This is a genomic window from Streptomyces sp. NPDC048479, assembly GCF_040651435.1.
GTDB lineage: Bacteria > Actinomycetota > Actinomycetes > Streptomycetales > Streptomycetaceae > Streptomyces.
Genome location: NZ_JBEZKA010000045.1, coordinates 22223 through 37307 on the forward strand (window position 1 = coordinate 22223; position 15085 = coordinate 37307).

The window sequence follows — 15085 nt, forward strand, 5'->3', positions numbered from 1 at the left end:
GTCAGGAGTTGTCTTCGAGTGCGACCACGTTTCGGTAGGCGCTCTGGACCTTGCCCTTGCCGATCTGTTCGGTGATCTTGGCCCATTCCTTGGCCACTTCGTCCAGCGCCCGCTGCGGATCCTTCTGTCCCGCCAGCGCCGCGGCGACGCCGTTGGCCAGCGCGGACATATATCCGTTGACACCCGGTACGCGCAGGTCGAAGACGCGGTTGGTGCTCTTCTCCATGCCGGAGAGTGTCTTGACGTACGACTCCGCTACGTCCTTGTCCCACCCCTGCTTCTCCCAGAACGCCGCGTCGAAGTGGGCGTTGCGGTAGGGGTTGACACCGAAGCGGCCGATGGTCAGATCGAGAGCGGTGTTGGCCTCGTTGCTGAAGAAGCACAGATAGTCGAAGGCCATCTTCTGGTTGCGTGCGGCCTTGGCGACCGCCGAGGTCCATCCCCAGGTGAAGTAGGGGGCCTGGTTCGGCTTCTTGTCCCACGCCTTCTTGGTGAGGTTGTAGACCTCGTCGGACCCCGGCAACTCCGCTGCCTTGATCTTGTTGCGGATCCTGCTGTCCGGTGACTGGCCCTGGATGAAGGCGTCGTCCCACGAATAGGACATCAGCGTCTGGCCGCCTCCGAACGAGAAGATCTCGTCACCCAGACCGAAGTTGGCGCCTCCGGGCGCCCAGGTCGGCTTGGCCTTGACCATGTCGTCGAGGGCTCGTACGAAGCCGGGCGTGTTGATCAGCGGCTTCATGGTCTCCACGTCGAAGAAGAGGCCACCCTTGACGTCGGGGTGCTTCACATATGGCGCCGCACGACTGATGAACGCGGAAAAGGTCAGGTCGTCACGCTTGGTCACCTCGGCGCTGCCGAAGTTGGGCTTGCCGTCACCGTCGACGTCCTTGCCGCTGAAGAAGCCCGCGATCTCCTGGTATTCGGCCCACGTCTTGGGCGTTCGGAGTTCCTTGCCCGTGGCCGCCTTGTACGCCGCCTGCCTCTTCGGGTCCTCAAGGACATCCGTCCGGACCTTGAGGTAATGCCGGTCGCCGTCCACGGGGTACTGCACGACCTTCCCGTTCCAGGTCGCCACGTCCATGTAGGCCCTCGTGACGTCCTTCATGCCGGGAGTGTCCAGATACTTCTTCGGCACCGGGGCCAGATGAGGGGCCATGTCGCCGATCCACAAGGAGGGGTAGAACATGACGTCGTACGCCGGCTGGCCTGCTTGCAGGGGCGTGAGGATCTTCTGGTGCAGCTCCCCGAACGGGACGTTGATCACCTCCACCTTCGCCCCGGTGATTTCCTCGAACTGCCTGGCGTGCAGGCGGGTCGGCTCGCCGATGACGGGGACGGCATGGCTGATGATCTTCAGCGTCTGCCCGGAGTAGTCCTTACGGCTGATCGACTCGTAACTGCAGGGACCCGGTACGTCCTTGACCTTCGTGGCCGGGTAGTCCTTGCCGTACTTTCTGTAGCTGATCTCCGAACCCGGCTTGAACAGCGCCGGCTTGTCGGGCTTGCTCTCCGCCTGGTGCTGGCTGGTACATCCGGTGGCGGTGAGGGCCACGACGGCCGCGGCGGCGATCATGCCCTTGTACGAGTTGTTGCGCATGGGGCTGCTCCTTGGACTCACGGGATCAAGATCGCTCGGCCGCGGACGGCACCGGCGGACAAGTCGTCGAGGGCGTCACGGAAAGACGCCAGGGGGTACCGCTGGGTGTGCAGGCTGACCTTGCCCTGGGCCGCCAGGACCATCAGTTCGGAAAGGTCGTTGTAGGACCCCACGAGGTTGCCGATGAAGTTGATCTCGGTGGAGATGACGTCGATCGTCGGAACGTCGAGGTGGCCGCCGTAGCCGATGACGTAGTAGTTGCCGTTGCGGCGCAGGCAGGCCACGCCGGTCTCGACGGCACCGCCCTCGCCCACGAAGTCCAAAACCGCCTCGGCCCCGTGCCCGCCGGTGAGTTCCAGGACGCGTTCGCTCTCATTCCCGTCCGCGACCAGCGTGTGTTCTGCGCCCAGTTCCTTGGCAAGGGCAAGAGCGTCCGGGCTTCGGTCGATCACGATCATCTCGACCGGCGACAGGGCCCGGAGCACTTGGATGCCGATGTGCCCGAGACCTCCGGCGCCGATCACCACAGCCCGATCGCCCGGTCGCAGGACCCGGGCCGCCTTGGCGACAGCGTGGTACGCCGTGAGCCCGGCATCGGCCAGGGCCGCAACCGAGGCCGGCTCAAGGGACGGGTCGAGTGCCACCACTGAGCGGGCTGTGGTCTTCAGGTACTCCGCATAGCCCCCGTCGGTGTCGATGCCCGGGAAGGCCGAGTTCATACAGTGCACGTCGTCGCCGGCCCGGCAGGCACGGCACAGGCCGCAGGTCACGAGCGGGTGCAGGATGACCGGGTCGCCGACCTTGACGTTGGTGACGGCCTGACCCACCTCCTGCACCCAGCCGGCATTCTCATGACCGATGGTGTAGGGCAGGACAACCCCGCTCTTGTCGCTCCACTGTCCTTCGAGAATGTGCAGATCAGTGCGGCAGACCCCCGCGCCCCCGACCTTCACGATCACATCCAGCGGACCGGTGATCTGCGGGTCCGGCACATCCACGAGCACTGGCGGCTCGTCGTACTCGATGACCTGCACGGCTTTCATGGCGCTCCCTGCGAATCGGCGGGGTGGATGGTGCGCCGATTACACAGCCCGCCGCGCGCAGGCCGATGTCTCACAAAGCGTCCGCGGATGTATCAATGTGATACAGGCCATAGGCGCGGCGTCATCGAGCTGCTCCAATCACTCCACCGAGGGATGACGCGCGCGATACGGGAGTGTTAAATGCCCCGACGTCAACCTGGCAGCTCATTGACAGCAGCCAGAGAGCTTTACCAGGCGATCACCAAGGATCCAAGCGCCCGCCCGCTCGTGGTCGCCTCCTGGCAACGCTCGATCGAGTACCAGGTGAAGTCGAGTTGCATCGACGCTCCCTACCTCGAGAACCCCAATCTGGACAGCCCGCTCGCCAAAGCGGCGCTACCGATCCTGAACGGGCTGCACGAGCAACTGGCCGACGACCCGGTGTCCACGATGGTCACCGATCGCAACGGCGTGGTGCTGTCCCGCATGGTCTCCCACCAGGCGCTGACGACGCGGCTGAACCGAGTGCAACTGGCCCCGGGACACGTGTTCGCCGAGCGCTACGTGGGCACCAACGGCATCGGGACCGCACTGGCCAGCGGCCGCCCGGTCATGATCGCCGGAAGTCAGCACTACGTCGAGGCGCTGCGGGACTTCCACTGCGCGGCCGTACCGATCCTGCATCCCACCCGGCGCACCCTGCTGGGAGCCTTCAACCTGACCACGGCCCGTCAGGGCTCAGCCGGCATGCTCATGGCCCTGGCCCGCTCTGTCGCGGGCCAGATCGAGAGTGAGATCGCCGCGATCAGCTCGCGACGGGAACGGGCCCTGTTCCAGGACTACATGGACGCGTGCTCCTCGGTGCGCCCCGGACCTGTCCTGGCCATCAATCGCGATGTCGTCATGATGAACGAGCAGCTGAGGTCGGCCGTGACAGGGACGGATCACTACGCACTGCTCGACCACGCACGTGAGATCGCCGACGACCCCCGGTTCGAAGGGACCCGGAGCATCGCACTCCCCTCCGGACGCATCGCCGAGCTCCGAGTCAGCCGTAGCCGGCGCGAGGACAGCGACGCGGGCACCATCTTCCGAGTCCGAGTCATCGGGCGTCCCCAGTCCGGACCGGTCGCTTCCGCTGGATCCATACGATCGGGCCTGGGCCTGGTGGGCTCCTCCCCGCGATGGCTGAGCGCGGTCGCCGAAACCGAAGCGGCGTTCGTCGCCGGGTCCTGGCTTCATCTCGTGGGAGAAGCCGGGGCCGGGAAGAGGACGCTGATCGAAGCCCTCCACCGAGCCAAAGGTGCCGGGCGCCGGCTCGAGAGGGTGGAAGCGCCGCTGTCGGAGTCAACGCACGCCACCGAGCAATGGCTGCGCAACGTCCGTGAGCTGCTGGCCGAGCCGTCGAATGTGGTCGTCCTGCGCGATGTCCACCTTCTTGCTGCCGACTTGCGCCAGCAGCTGCGAAGCCTCCTGACACACCTGGACACGACCGCCACCGGGCAACTGATCATGACCAGCCAACCGTCCATGGTCACGACCGACGACGTGCTCGACCGTCTGTGCGACGCCTCCGTGGAGGTGCCTCCCCTCCGTCATCGCTATGGGGACATCGAGCACCTGGTCCGGTTCTTCCTGCTGAAATACAGGCCGAGCGGAGAGAGCAGCTGCTCCCCTGATGCGCTGACGATGCTGCAGCGCTGCCCCTGGCCGGAGAATGTCCGGCAGCTCGAGTCGGTGATCCGTGGCCTGGCGCGGCGGCCGTCCGTCCGGATCCTGCGAGTGGAGGATCTCCCGCCGGAATGCCGGGTGTCCTCGCACAAAGTCCTGACCACCATCGAAGCGCTGGAACGGGACGCCATTCTCCGCGGGCTGATGGACCGCAACTCCAACGTCCAGCGCACCGCACAGGATCTCGGCATCTCCCGCGCCACCATGTACCGCAAGATGCGCCGTTACGGGATCGTCCCATCGAGCCTCACTTAGCAGTGGTTCGTTGGATCTGCCGATCCTGCCTGCTGGGGGCATGGTGGCGGCAGCACCGGCATTCATCGGCGAACCGGAGTTGGCCCTCAACGGCCGCGTGACGGCGCCGCCGTCCTGGTGCTGGAGCGAGCGGCGTCCGCCCGCTCGCGTGGCGCCCGTGCTCATGGCGTCCTCGTCCCAGCGGGGATCACGTTGAGGGCCCAGCACATCACTGCCTCTGACACCACTGGCCAGGTACAGGCCATGCGCATGGCGTTGGAATCGGGCGGTCTGGCACCGGAGAACATTGGCCTCGTGTACGCGCACGCCATGTCCACGCCTCAGGGAGACCTCGCGGAGGCCACGGCCGTAGCTGAGGCCATGGCCGTAGCCGAGGCCACGGGAACGCACCCAGCATTTACCACTACCAAGTCGATGACAGGCCACCTCCTGGCCACCTCCTGAGCGCCTCCGGTGCCTTGGGCGCTGTCGCCGCTCTCCTTTCACTGCGGGACAGCATCGTTCCGGCCGGCAGAAGCCTCGACAAGTTAGATCCAGCGAGGGCCACGCGGACAGTTCGGTGCTTCCCCCGAATCCGTTAGGAAAGAGCCGTATCTGCGAGGCGGGCGGATACCTGGTGAGACCGTGCGGGTGAATGGCTGCCACGCCGCGGCACTCCGCACGGAAGGCTGCCTCGCTTGACCGGATTCAATAGGCTCACATGGATCACTTTGGTCTCTTGCACCGGACATCTTGTTGCCCGGCGAAGTGACCGGTCGGGGCTGAGCTACGCCAGTCTCGGTCGCGCGCCAGTACCAGCGGGAGAACATCGGTAGCCGAGTAGAGGTGGTGTCCGGCAGTGGACCAGCGGGTGACGATGCTCAGCGAGAGCCGGGATGATCCGTTCGCCGTGCACCTGGCCGCCTTGGCGGTGCTCGACGACCGGGGAACCGTGGTCGGATGGAGCCGGCAGGCCCAGGATCTGCTCGGCTACCCGGAGACAGCAGTGATCGGCCGGCCGGCGCTCGAACTCCTGATCGATCCCCGCGACCTGCCTGCAGCCAAGGACGCCGCAACTGCATGCAGGAGAGCCGGCGGCTGGTTCGGTGTACTGACGGTTCGGCATCTCAGCGGGCGGCTTGTGGAGATGGGGGTCAGGGCACGTGCGCTCCTGCGCGATGGCCATGTCCGCGAGTGGTTCCTTGTCGGGGCACCGGCGGCGGAGATCCTCGAGTGGCAGAGGGACCGCGCCGTTCTCGACGGGCTGTTCCGCCGGTGCCCGATCGGCCTTGTCGTCCACAGTCCCGAGATGACGATTGTCCGGGTCAACCGGTCAATCGAACGGTTCACCGGCGTTCCGGCCGCCTCCTTCCGGGGGATGCCTACCGGCGCGTTGCTGGTGGCCGAGGACGCGCGCAAGGCCGTGGACCGGGTGCGACAGGTGATGCAGACCGGGAGATCACTGATCTCCACGGAGCAGTACTCCCGCCTGGAGCGGGATCCGGCACGAGAGCGGGCCGCGTCCGTCTCGGCCTTCCGGTTGGAGGATCCCTCGGGCCGGGTCCTGGGAGTGGCCGAGACCGTCGAGGACGTCACCGAACACCATCGGGCTCGACTTCGGCTGGCGCTCCTTGCCCAAGCTGGCGCCCGCATCGGAACTACGCTCGATGTGGGAGAGACGGCCTGGGAGCTCGCTGATGTGATGGTCCCTCAGCTGGCCGACCACGTATCAGTGGACGTGGCGCAACCGGTGACACGCGGTGAGGAGCCGGCGCAGGGCTCGACGGAGCCTGTCGTACGGGTGGCGGTCCGCAGCGTCCTGGCCCAGCAGCCCGAACTGCCGCAGCCAGGAGGAAAGCCCGTCGAGTTCACACCGGACGCCCCACAAGCCAGGTGCCTGGCCGACGGGCGGGCCGTACTGGAATCGGTTCTTCCCCCTGACTGGTTCACCACGGAACCGCGCCAAGGTGAGCATGCTCCCGACCTCGGTGTCCATTCCCTGATCGTGGTGCCCCTGGCTGCACGGGGCCTGGTGCTGGGCACGATGAGCCTATGGCGCTCGCGGCGTCCCGACCCGTTCGAAGCGGACGACCTTACACTGGCCCAAGAAATCGCCTCGCGCGCCGCCGTGTGCATCGACAACGCCCGGCGCTACACCCAGCAGCAACAGACCGCGCTCACCCTGCAACGCAGCCTGCTGCCGAGGGCGGTTCCGCACCAACTGGCCGTCGAGGTGGCCCCTCGCTACTTCCCCGCCAGAGCGGCCTCGGGGCTGGGCGGCGACTGGTTCGATGTCATCCCCCTGTCCGGGGCCAGGGTCGCGCTCGTTGTCGGCGACGTGGTCGGCCACAGCCTCCACGCCTCAGCCACTATGGGCCGGCTGCGTACCGCCGTGCAGACCCTTGCCAGCCTGGACCTGGAACCGGACGAGGTTCTCTCCCGCCTGGACGACCTGGTCAACCTGCTGGCCGCCGAACAAGAAGAAGTCGGCGAACAGGTCATCGGCGCCACCTGCCTGTATGCCCTCTACGACCCGGTCTCCCGGCTGTGCTCCGCGGCCCGCGCCGGCCACCCACCACCGGTGGTGACCACCCCGGACGGACAGGTGAGCCTGCTCGAGCTGCCCGCCGGCCCACCGCTCGGCCTGGGCGGACTGCCGTTCGAGACCCGGGACAGCGAACTGGCCGAGGGAAGCCTGCTCACCCTCTACACCAACGGACTCATCGGTGAACGCCACATCGATGTCGACATGGGTCTGGCACGGCTGTGCGCGGCGCTCACCCGCCCCACCGACCCTCTGGAACGGACCTGTCAGGCGGTGGTCGACTCCCTCGTACCCGCTCGCCCCGCCGACGACATCGCCCTGCTCATCGCCCGCACCCGCGTGCTCCCCCCGCAGAACGTCGCCTCCTGGCAACTCCCGCTGGACCCGACCTCCGCCGCCCAGGCCAGGACACTGACGACAGCCCAGCTGACCGAATGGGGCCTGGAACACCTGACCTTCACCACAGAACTCATCGCCAGCGAGTTGGTCACCAACGCCTACCGGTACGCCAGCGGCCCGGTGACCCTGCGACTCATCCGTGAACGTTCCCTGATCTGCGAGGTCACCGACACCAGCCACACCTCACCGCACCTGCGCCGGGCACGCACCACTGACGAGGGCGGGCGCGGCCTGTTTCTGGTGGCCCAGCTGACCGAGCGCTGGGGCACGCGGTACACCCGCGAGGGGAAGACCGTCTGGACCGAGCAGCCACTGCTGGGGCTGTAAACCGTCGGGCACAGGTACGTCCCGGCGGGGACATACCGCCCGCGCAGCGTTACGCTCCGATCGTCCTCCTGCATCCGGGACTTGGGCGAACATGAACATCCAAGGACCGCGTGGATTGCCACTGCCCTGCTCTCCGCCTCGGTCCTCAGCAGTTGCAGCAGCACGGCACCCCGAGCCACAGCCCATCGTGACCGTCACCGCAGCGCCGGAGGTCGGCGACACGGCCGGAGGCTTGGCAGCGGAGACCGGCGAGACGGTCCGCGCCCGCGTGGAACATACCTTCGCCCGCATGAAGAACTACAAGATCCTCCGTGACTGTGACCTCTACCCCCGCCGGGCGGCCGCCTCGCCTTGTTACTGCTGCCCGCGGTCAGTTGGGAAAGGAAATTACGTCTCCGCCGCCAATTCCGGGACGAGTTCGGCGACACCACGACCAGTGGCAAGAGCATCCTGGGCGTTGCCGGTGGCGGCGGTGTAGCCGATGTGCGGGTTCAGGGCGGTGACGAGGCCGATGGAGTCTCGACCGCAGCGCGCATGGCGTCGGTGTTGGCGGTGATTCCCGCAACGCAGCGTACGGCGAGTACGAGGCAGGCGGTGATGCATCACGAGAGGCAGTGGACGACGATTTTGACGGTGGCCCCGTCATGAAGGTCGCGGCCATGCACGCCTGGGCGTGCCTCGACCCGGACGTGCCGGTCCGGCAGGCCGACCTGTTGGTGGAGATTCTCACCGACGCCGACGTGCGGCCACAGTTCGAGGCGGTCTGGTGGGTGCCGGGCGTCGACAGCGGCGCTTTCTTCCGCGCGGAAGTCGTCTCCTGGACGGGCAGCCTGTTCGACCACTCCCCCAAAACGGCGGCCGCGTCCGTGGTCCGGCTGGCCGACGCGGCAGGCCGGATCGGGGACACAGACCTGTGCCGGGCCGCGCGGGACGAGGCGTGGCGGCTGCTGGTGCAACGACCGTCCGCGGCACCCGCGCTGCTGCCGGTGGCGGGCGGACTGCTGGCCGACCCGGACGGCACTGTGCGACTCAAGGCGGCGAACCTCCTGGCGATGCTCGGCCGGCGGGCGGCTGTGTACGCCGACCGGCTCGCCACGCTTGTCGATGACCCGGGTGAGGACGGCGTCACCTTCATCGACGGCACCGTCGGCGACTACGCGCGCTGGGCACTTGCCCGGATCGGCGACACGCCCGCCCTCCCGGGGCTCGTGGAGCGGCTTGGGGGCTGGAGGCGACTTCACGCCTCTCCTACCAGGCCCTGATCGGCCAGGAGGACTGGGTCGTCGAGATCCCCAAGTACACGATCAGCCACGCCTCAGAGAACCACTAGTCGGCCGGCTACCGCACCGGGGAAAGCTTGGAGGAGGGCGCGTCCACCAACTCGGGTGCCAGCAGCGGAACCTGGCTGCTGGCACCGGAGTCATAGTCAGGCTTCGATGAGACGAACTGGTCGATCGTCAAACTTCGACGAGATCGGTCAGCCTTCAGGGCTGCAACCTGGGGCGACCAGATGGATTGAGGCTTCAAGCGGCGAAAATTCATCCGATCTGGTCTTGGGCGCGCGGATGCTGGTGCTCGTCTCAGTTGATTGGGTTCAGCTCTTCTCGGTCTCCTCACCGGCCGCGATGCCCATCTGCTCCGCGAACGCGATCACCGCGTACACGCGCAGCTGTCGGGGCGGCGAGGTCCTCAGCGACCACCATCGGCAGCCACACGAACGCCTCGTTCCGCTCAACCGGCACGCGTACGGCGATCGGCCGACGTGCCCCGGCCGCTCCAGCCGCTCCAGCCGCTCCAAGTTCGGGGCGTGCTCCGGGTTCGGTGGCACAAGGCAAGGAGTAGAGAAGCTCAGTCGGTGACGCGCAGCACCAGCTTGCCGCGGGTGCGGCCCTCCTCGCCCCGGCGGTGCGCCTCGGCGGCGTCCGCCAGCGGCAGCACGTCCTCGACCTCGACGCTCACCGCGCCCTTGTCGATCAGTGAGGCGATCCTGGTGAGCGCCGCGCCGTCCGGCTCCACCAGGAAGGGCTTAGCCCGCAGGCCCTGTGCGCCGGCTGCCTCCAGGAGTTCGGGGGAGACACCCGACGGCACCGCGACGATCGTGCCGCCAGGGCGCAGCGTCTTCAGCGAACGGGTGCTGGTCGAGTCCTGCCCGTCGCCGACCAGGTCGATGACGAGGTCGACGTCGTGCACCGCTTCTTCGAAGCGGACCTGGGTGTAGTCGATCAGCTCGTCGGCGCCGAGCGAGCGCAGCCAGTCGTGCTTGGCGGCCCGCGCGGTGCCGATGACGTGCGCGCCGAAATGCTTGGCGAACTGCACGGCGAAGTGCCCCACGCCGCCCGCTGCCGCGTGGATCAGCACCCGCTGTCCTGCCTCGATCCGAGCGGCGTCGGCGAGCGCCTGCCAGGCAGTGAGCGCGGCCAGCGGCACCGCGGCAGCACCGTCGTGGTCAACAGCTGCGGGCTTGCGCGCGAACTGCCGTGCGGGCGCGGTGACATATTCCGCGTACGCACCGGCCTGGCGCGGGAACCACGGCACGCCGTAGACCTCGTCGCCGACCTCGAGCGTATGGACGCCGAAGCCGAGCTCTTCCACCACGCCCGAGACGTCCCAGCCGAGGACGAACGGCGGCTCGCCCAGCACCTGCGCCATGCCGCCGCCCTCGCGGGTCTTCCAGTCCACCGGGTTCACACCCGCGGAACGCACCCGCACCAACACCTCGGTGGGCAGCGGCGCGGGCCGCGGCACCTCGGTGAGTCGCAGCACCTCGGGTCCGCCGAAGCGGTCCTGGGTGATCGCGCGCATGGTCTCACTGCTGCTCATCTGGGTTCTCCTGCATACCTTGCCGGGGTGCGGACGCACAGCCCGGTCGGCTGATCATCGACGCTCGAAAGCTACCCGCCGGGTAGTGGTAACCCGCAAGGGCCACTACTATCTACAGGGAAGCATCGAGGTCACAGCCACATAGGAGGCACCGTTCATGTCCGTTCCCTGTACGACGGGGCAGCACGCCGATCACGATGTGTTCGCGTCAGAGTGCCCATGCCGTGACGTGCTGGACGTCCTGGCAAGCAAGTGGTCGGCGCTGGCCATCGGTGCCATGGGGGACGGCCCGCAGCGCTTCGGCTCGCTGCAGCGGCGGCTCCAGGGTGTCAGCCCCAAGGTGCTCACCAACACCCTGCGCAGGCTGGAGCTCCACGGCTTCGTCGACCGCACGGTCTATCCGGCCGTGCCGCTGCACGTCGAGTACGAACTGACCGAGCTGGGGCGCGGCGTCGCCGTGCCGCTGGGTCAGCTGCGCGGCTGGGTGGAGCTCCACCTCGACGAGATTCGCTCCGCCGGGGCCGACGAGCCCGCCTGCGACTGAGCTGAACGCCGGGCGCGGCCAGCGGGAGGCGGGCGCTCCGAACGGCACCTTCAGCCGAATGAAGCCGATGCCGACTTCGCGAAGGCATTGCGCCACGTCGTCGGATGTGAGGTCGAGTGGCAGGCCCAGGGCTTCGAGGACTCCGGCGGAACCAGCCTTGCTGGACACCGAACGGCCGCCGTTCTTGACCACCGGGGCACCAGCAGCAGCGACAACGATGGCCGCCATGGTGCTCACGTTCACCGTGTGGGCGCCGTCGCCGCCGGTGCCCACGATGTCCGCAACGCCTGCGCACTCCATTCCGTCACGGCGTACCAAGTACCCTTCCAACGTGACGATGCACAAGACCGTCGATGTGAGTGTTGACGCGATGATTGAGGACCTCAGGACACTCGTCGAAATCGAGTCTCCATCACGCGATCTCGACGCCTTGACGGTATCGGCCAAAGCTGTCGCCACTGTCATCGAGAGCCGTCTTGGCGGGCAGGCCGTCCTCATTGAGAGCGAAGCCGGGCCGCACGTCCACTGGTCAGCTGGTGGCGATCCCAAAGTACTGATCCTCGGTCACCATGACACGGTGTTTCCGCTCGGCACCCTTGAACGCCGCCCGTTCAAGGTCGAAGACGGGCATGCAACCGGCCCCGGGGTTTTCGACATGCTTGGCGGTTTGGTACAGGCCGTTCATGGACTGGCGACGCTCGATGACCGATCAGGCGTCGAGATCCTGATGACCGCCGACGAAGAGGTCGGCTCCCGCTCCTCTCGAGCTCTCATTGAAGAACGAGCCCTTGCTTGCGGCGCCGTACTTGTGTTCGAGGGCGCCGCTGATGGCGGAGCTCTGAAGACCGGCCGTAAAGGCTGCGGCACGTTCCAAGTCGCTATCGCGGGCCGGGCGTCGCACGCAGGTCTTGAGCCCGCAGCCGGGGTCAACGCCCTGATCGAAGCATCACACCAGGTACTGGATATCGCAGCGCTTGGTCGACCCGACATGGGCACGACTGTCACCCCGACCGTCGCGTCCGCAGGAACCCTGGACAACGTCGTTCCCGCAGAGGCGACCGTCCTCGTCGACGTCCGGGTCGAGTCGGCCGGCGAGAAAGAACGAATCGAAGCTGCGTTCGCAGCACTGGCTCCGCATCTCGATGAGGCGGAGATCGCGGTTCAGGGAGCTATCAGCCGACCCCCGATGCCTGAGTCGGCGTCGGCCGAGCTCTTCGCGGTGGCCAAGCAGCTGCTTCCTGGCCTCGAAGGCAAGGCAGTCGGCGGCGGAAGCGACGGCAACTTCACGGCCGCGCTGGGGGTGCCAACACTCGATGGCCTTGGAGCAGTCGGGGGCGGTGCCCACGCCGACCACGAGTACCTGGTGATCGAAGCCATGGCCGTGCGGGCGAACCTTGTTGCTGGACTGGTGAACGCGATTCAGAACACCTAGGAGAACGAGAGCATGCGCGAGCTGTGAGCGATCACGCAAGGTCGCGACCTGCGATCACCGAGATTCGCGTTCGGTGATCGTGCCCGCTGCCGGCGGTGCGGTTAGCGGCGCCTCCTCTCGGGGGCGGTGGCGGCGATCTCGAGCCCGTTGTGCTCGCGGAGCCGCCTGAACGGCTGCGGACGCTCCCCGGGGTTCGGCCACCTCGCGGTCGAGGTGGAGGCGCACCACCCTTACGAGATCGGCCCCCGTTATTCGGGCGCGACCTGCACGACCGGGCGGCCTGGCAACCGGCCAACCGGGCCGGGGTCCGGCAAGCCGCCGAATCCGCTGAGCGGATCCGCGTTACATGGCACAACCCGCGGCAGCCGCCGAGATGACGATCGGCTCCCGGGAACAGGCACCGTATTACGCCCCCCGCGCCGCCTCTGTAGAGCACCGAACTGTCAACGAGCAGGCGCATCCAACTCCCTCGTTGATCGTGCAACCAAATGGGGAGGAAGAGCAGGAGTAGCGATTACCAAGGAACCACATCACAGCAACAGCCGTCGCCTCACCACAAGTTCCTACCGCCATTGCACCGCCCCGGTCGCGGGACCCGCCGAACAGGTGCAGTGCAGAGAGGCCACGCTGGGTACGCTCCGAACATGCCGCGTCTGATGGACGTTCCTGGGTACATACGCTTCTGGACCGCCTCCGCAGTCTCGGCTTTCGGCTCGCAGGTCTCTGGGCTGGCCCTGCAGATCCTCACCGCCGTCACGTTGAGTGCATCTGCCACGGAGGTAGGCCTGGTCAACGCAGCCCGCTGGGCTCCCTACCTACTGTTCGGCCTCTTGGCCGGGGTACTGGTGGATCGCTGCCGGCGCAAGCCGATGATGGTCGCCATGGATCTCGGCAGGGCTGTCCTGCTCAGTGCGATCCCCCTGCTGTATGTGCTGGACCGGCTCAGTATCGCTGCACTGTGCGTGTGCGTCTTCGCCTTCGGAGTGCTGTGCCTCTTCTTCGAAGCGGCCAACCAGTCCTACGTGCCACGGCTGGTGCCCAAGGAACTCCTCAACGCGGGGTACGCCCGCATGGAGCAGGCCAGCGCGGTGGCCGGTTCGACCGGTCCACTGATCGCCGGAGTGCTGATCCGGTTCATCGGTGCACCGCTTGCCATCCTGGTGGACGCAATCACCTATCTGATGTCAGGCATGCTGCTCGCCTCGGTACGAGCACACGATCCCGTCCCCGATCGAGGCGCGCGGCGCAGCCTTGGCAGCGAGTTACACGAGGGTGTGGCCTGGGTCTACCGCCATCGGACGCTGGCATCCATCGCACTGACCTCGCACGCGATGCTCCTCTTCAACACCATCGTGAGCACGGTCTTCGTGGTTTATGCGCTGCGTGAGTTGAAGATCGGGGACTTCGGCCTGGGAGTGACCTACGCCTGCGCGGGGCTCGGTGCGGTACTTGGTGGTGCACTCTCGGGGTGGGTGGTGCGAAGACTGGACGTTGGTGCCACCTTGATCGTGTTCCGCATCCTTGCCGCGGTTGCCTGGCTGCCGCTGGTCCTTGCTGAACGTGGACCGTGGGGGCTGCTCTCGGTATCGCTGGCCTTCTTCGTGGTGTCGTTGGCGATCTCGATCGAAAGCCCGGTGGAGATGAGCTATCGCCAATCAGTGACGCCCGACCGGCTACGAGGCCGGATGAACGCCACCATCCGCTCGTTCAACTGGGGGATGGTGGCGGTGGGGGCGCCGCTCGGTGGATTGCTCGCCGACCAGGTCAGCTATCGGTTCGCCTTGTGGGTGGGACTGTGTGGAGCGGTCATCGAGGCACTCGTACTCGCGGTTTCCCGCACCCGGGACGCCCGTGCCGCCGATGAACTCGAGCCCTTGGCGGCTGTGTAAGACAGGGCGGCGCGGGCGGTGTTGCGGAAACAAGCACTCAGCCTCTGGTCAGGCAGAAGGGATGCCCGGCCGGGTCGGTGAAGACCCGCCACCTGTCGCCGCCCGGCTGGTACTTCGGCTTGACCGCGCCCAGCTCCAGCAGCAGGTCCTCAGCCTCGTCAAGGTCATCGACCGCGAAGTCGAGGTGGACTTGTTGCGGCATGGTCTGGTCGGGCCAGTGCGGAGCATGGTAGTCATCGACCCTCTGAAAACCGATGAAGTACTCGTCCCCGCGGGTGAGCCCGGCGAAGTCACTGGTGGACTTTTCGTGGAGTTCGAGCCCGGTGGCCTGCTGATAGAACGCGGCCAGCGCCAATGGGTCGGGGCAGTCGAGTGTTATCGCCGTTAGCTTCATCTGCGCGAGCAAGGTAACTCCGTAACGGCTGAACGGCTATCGCACTGTTGGACTTAGGGCTCGCAGAGAATCAACATGCGGGTTTGATCTTCCTCGGGGGCTGGCTGCCGTACTTGTCGAGGTGGGCAGCCACGTCCGTCGGGGTGCG

Annotated in this window: 12 protein-coding genes and 3 pseudogenes; 8 read left to right on the forward strand and 7 right to left on the reverse strand. The window is 66.9% G+C overall.

Going from position 1 to position 15085, the window contains the following annotated elements:
• Position 1: 1 nt before the first annotated feature.
• Together AB0D12_RS37845 and AB0D12_RS37850 are read right to left on the reverse strand one after the other, a co-directional pair.
• Entirely contained in the window at positions 2 to 1600 is a 1599-nt protein-coding gene (locus AB0D12_RS37845; RefSeq protein ID WP_362693663.1) for an extracellular solute-binding protein, read from the reverse strand.
• A 17-nt stretch (positions 1601 to 1617) separates the two neighbouring features.
• On the reverse strand, positions 1618 to 2643 hold the full coding sequence (locus AB0D12_RS37850; RefSeq protein ID WP_362693666.1) for an NAD(P)-dependent alcohol dehydrogenase: 1026 nt from the start codon (positions 2641 to 2643) through the stop codon (positions 1618 to 1620).
• Positions 2644 to 2850: 207 nt separating this feature from the next.
• Here AB0D12_RS37850 and AB0D12_RS37855 point away from each other — a divergent pair, with 207 nt between their 5' ends.
• From AB0D12_RS37855 to AB0D12_RS37865, 3 genes are all read left to right on the forward strand, one after another.
• The gene (locus AB0D12_RS37855) at positions 2851 to 4608 is read left to right on the forward strand and encodes a GAF domain-containing protein (RefSeq protein ID WP_362693669.1); all 1758 of its coding nucleotides are present in this window, start codon (positions 2851 to 2853) and stop codon (positions 4606 to 4608) included.
• A 243-nt stretch (positions 4609 to 4851) separates the two neighbouring features.
• Positions 4852 to 5052, forward strand: a complete 201-nt coding sequence (locus AB0D12_RS37860; RefSeq protein ID WP_362693672.1) for a hypothetical protein — start codon at positions 4852 to 4854, stop codon at positions 5050 to 5052.
• A gap of 394 nt (positions 5053 to 5446) precedes the next feature.
• The gene (locus AB0D12_RS37865; RefSeq protein ID WP_362693675.1) at positions 5447 to 7858 is read left to right on the forward strand and encodes a SpoIIE family protein phosphatase; all 2412 of its coding nucleotides are present in this window, start codon (positions 5447 to 5449) and stop codon (positions 7856 to 7858) included.
• Positions 7859 to 8245: 387 nt separating this feature from the next.
• Here the strand turns inward: AB0D12_RS37865 and aspA are convergent.
• Positions 8246 to 8484 (reverse strand): annotated as a pseudogene (aspA, locus tag AB0D12_RS37870) (aspartate ammonia-lyase); the annotation flags it as partial.
• A gap of 18 nt (positions 8485 to 8502) precedes the next feature.
• On the opposite strand from aspA, the gene AB0D12_RS37875 reads away from it, so the two are divergent.
• Together AB0D12_RS37875 and AB0D12_RS37880 are read left to right on the forward strand one after the other, a co-directional pair.
• Positions 8503 to 9120, forward strand: coding sequence for a hypothetical protein (locus AB0D12_RS37875; protein WP_362693678.1), 618 nt, complete (start codon positions 8503 to 8505; stop codon positions 9118 to 9120).
• A pseudogene (locus AB0D12_RS37880) lies at positions 9075 to 9188 on the forward strand (2Fe-2S ferredoxin); the annotation flags it as partial. The gene AB0D12_RS37875 and the pseudogene AB0D12_RS37880, both read left to right, overlap by 46 nt.
• Before the next feature lie 264 nt (positions 9189 to 9452).
• Here the strand turns inward: AB0D12_RS37880 and AB0D12_RS37885 are convergent.
• On the reverse strand, positions 9453 to 9686 hold the full coding sequence (locus AB0D12_RS37885; protein WP_362693681.1) for a hypothetical protein: 234 nt from the start codon (positions 9684 to 9686) through the stop codon (positions 9453 to 9455).
• 20 nt (positions 9687 to 9706) lie between these two features.
• Positions 9707 to 10678 (reverse strand): NADP-dependent oxidoreductase, encoded by a 972-nt coding sequence (locus tag AB0D12_RS37890; RefSeq protein ID WP_362693684.1) that lies wholly within the window; start codon positions 10676 to 10678, stop codon positions 9707 to 9709.
• A 157-nt stretch (positions 10679 to 10835) separates the two neighbouring features.
• Here AB0D12_RS37890 and AB0D12_RS37895 point away from each other — a divergent pair, with 157 nt between their 5' ends.
• Positions 10836 to 11222, forward strand: coding sequence for a helix-turn-helix domain-containing protein (locus tag AB0D12_RS37895; RefSeq protein WP_327321381.1), 387 nt, complete (start codon positions 10836 to 10838; stop codon positions 11220 to 11222).
• A 60-nt stretch (positions 11223 to 11282) separates the two neighbouring features.
• Here the strand turns inward: AB0D12_RS37895 and AB0D12_RS37900 are convergent.
• Positions 11283 to 11501, reverse strand: a pseudogene (locus tag AB0D12_RS37900) (anthranilate phosphoribosyltransferase); the annotation flags it as partial.
• A 52-nt stretch (positions 11502 to 11553) separates the two neighbouring features.
• On the opposite strand from AB0D12_RS37900, the gene AB0D12_RS37905 reads away from it, so the two are divergent.
• Entirely contained in the window at positions 11554 to 12654 is a 1101-nt protein-coding gene (locus tag AB0D12_RS37905) for a M20 family metallopeptidase (RefSeq protein ID WP_362693687.1), read from the forward strand.
• Positions 12655 to 13298: 644 nt separating this feature from the next.
• Positions 13299 to 14543, forward strand: coding sequence for an MFS transporter (locus tag AB0D12_RS37910; protein WP_362693690.1), 1245 nt, complete (start codon positions 13299 to 13301; stop codon positions 14541 to 14543).
• Between the two features lie 37 nt (positions 14544 to 14580).
• Here AB0D12_RS37910 and AB0D12_RS37915 read toward each other — a convergent pair whose 3' ends face one another.
• Complete coding sequence (locus AB0D12_RS37915; protein ID WP_362693693.1) at positions 14581 to 14949, reverse strand: VOC family protein; 369 nt, start codon at positions 14947 to 14949, stop codon at positions 14581 to 14583.
• Between the last annotated feature and the right edge of the window lie 136 nt (positions 14950 to 15085).

Bases quoted from the DNA above. Each gene is read 5' to 3' on its own strand.
- AB0D12_RS37845 (WP_362693663.1), bottom strand. From the start codon at position 1,600: ATGCGCAACAACTCGTACAAGGGCATGATCGCCGCCGCGGCCGTCGTG.
- AB0D12_RS37850 (WP_362693666.1), bottom strand. From the start codon at position 2,643: ATGAAAGCCGTGCAGGTCATCGAGTACGACGAGCCGCCAGTGCTCGTG.
- AB0D12_RS37860 (WP_362693672.1), top strand. From the start codon at position 4,852: ATGCGCATGGCGTTGGAATCGGGCGGTCTGGCACCGGAGAACATTGGC.
- AB0D12_RS37875 (WP_362693678.1), top strand. From the start codon at position 8,503: ATGAAGGTCGCGGCCATGCACGCCTGGGCGTGCCTCGACCCGGACGTG.
- AB0D12_RS37890 (WP_362693684.1), bottom strand. From the start codon at position 10,678: ATGAGCAGCAGTGAGACCATGCGCGCGATCACCCAGGACCGCTTCGGC.
- AB0D12_RS37895 (WP_327321381.1), top strand. From the start codon at position 10,836: ATGTCCGTTCCCTGTACGACGGGGCAGCACGCCGATCACGATGTGTTC.
- AB0D12_RS37910 (WP_362693690.1), top strand. From the start codon at position 13,299: ATGCCGCGTCTGATGGACGTTCCTGGGTACATACGCTTCTGGACCGCC.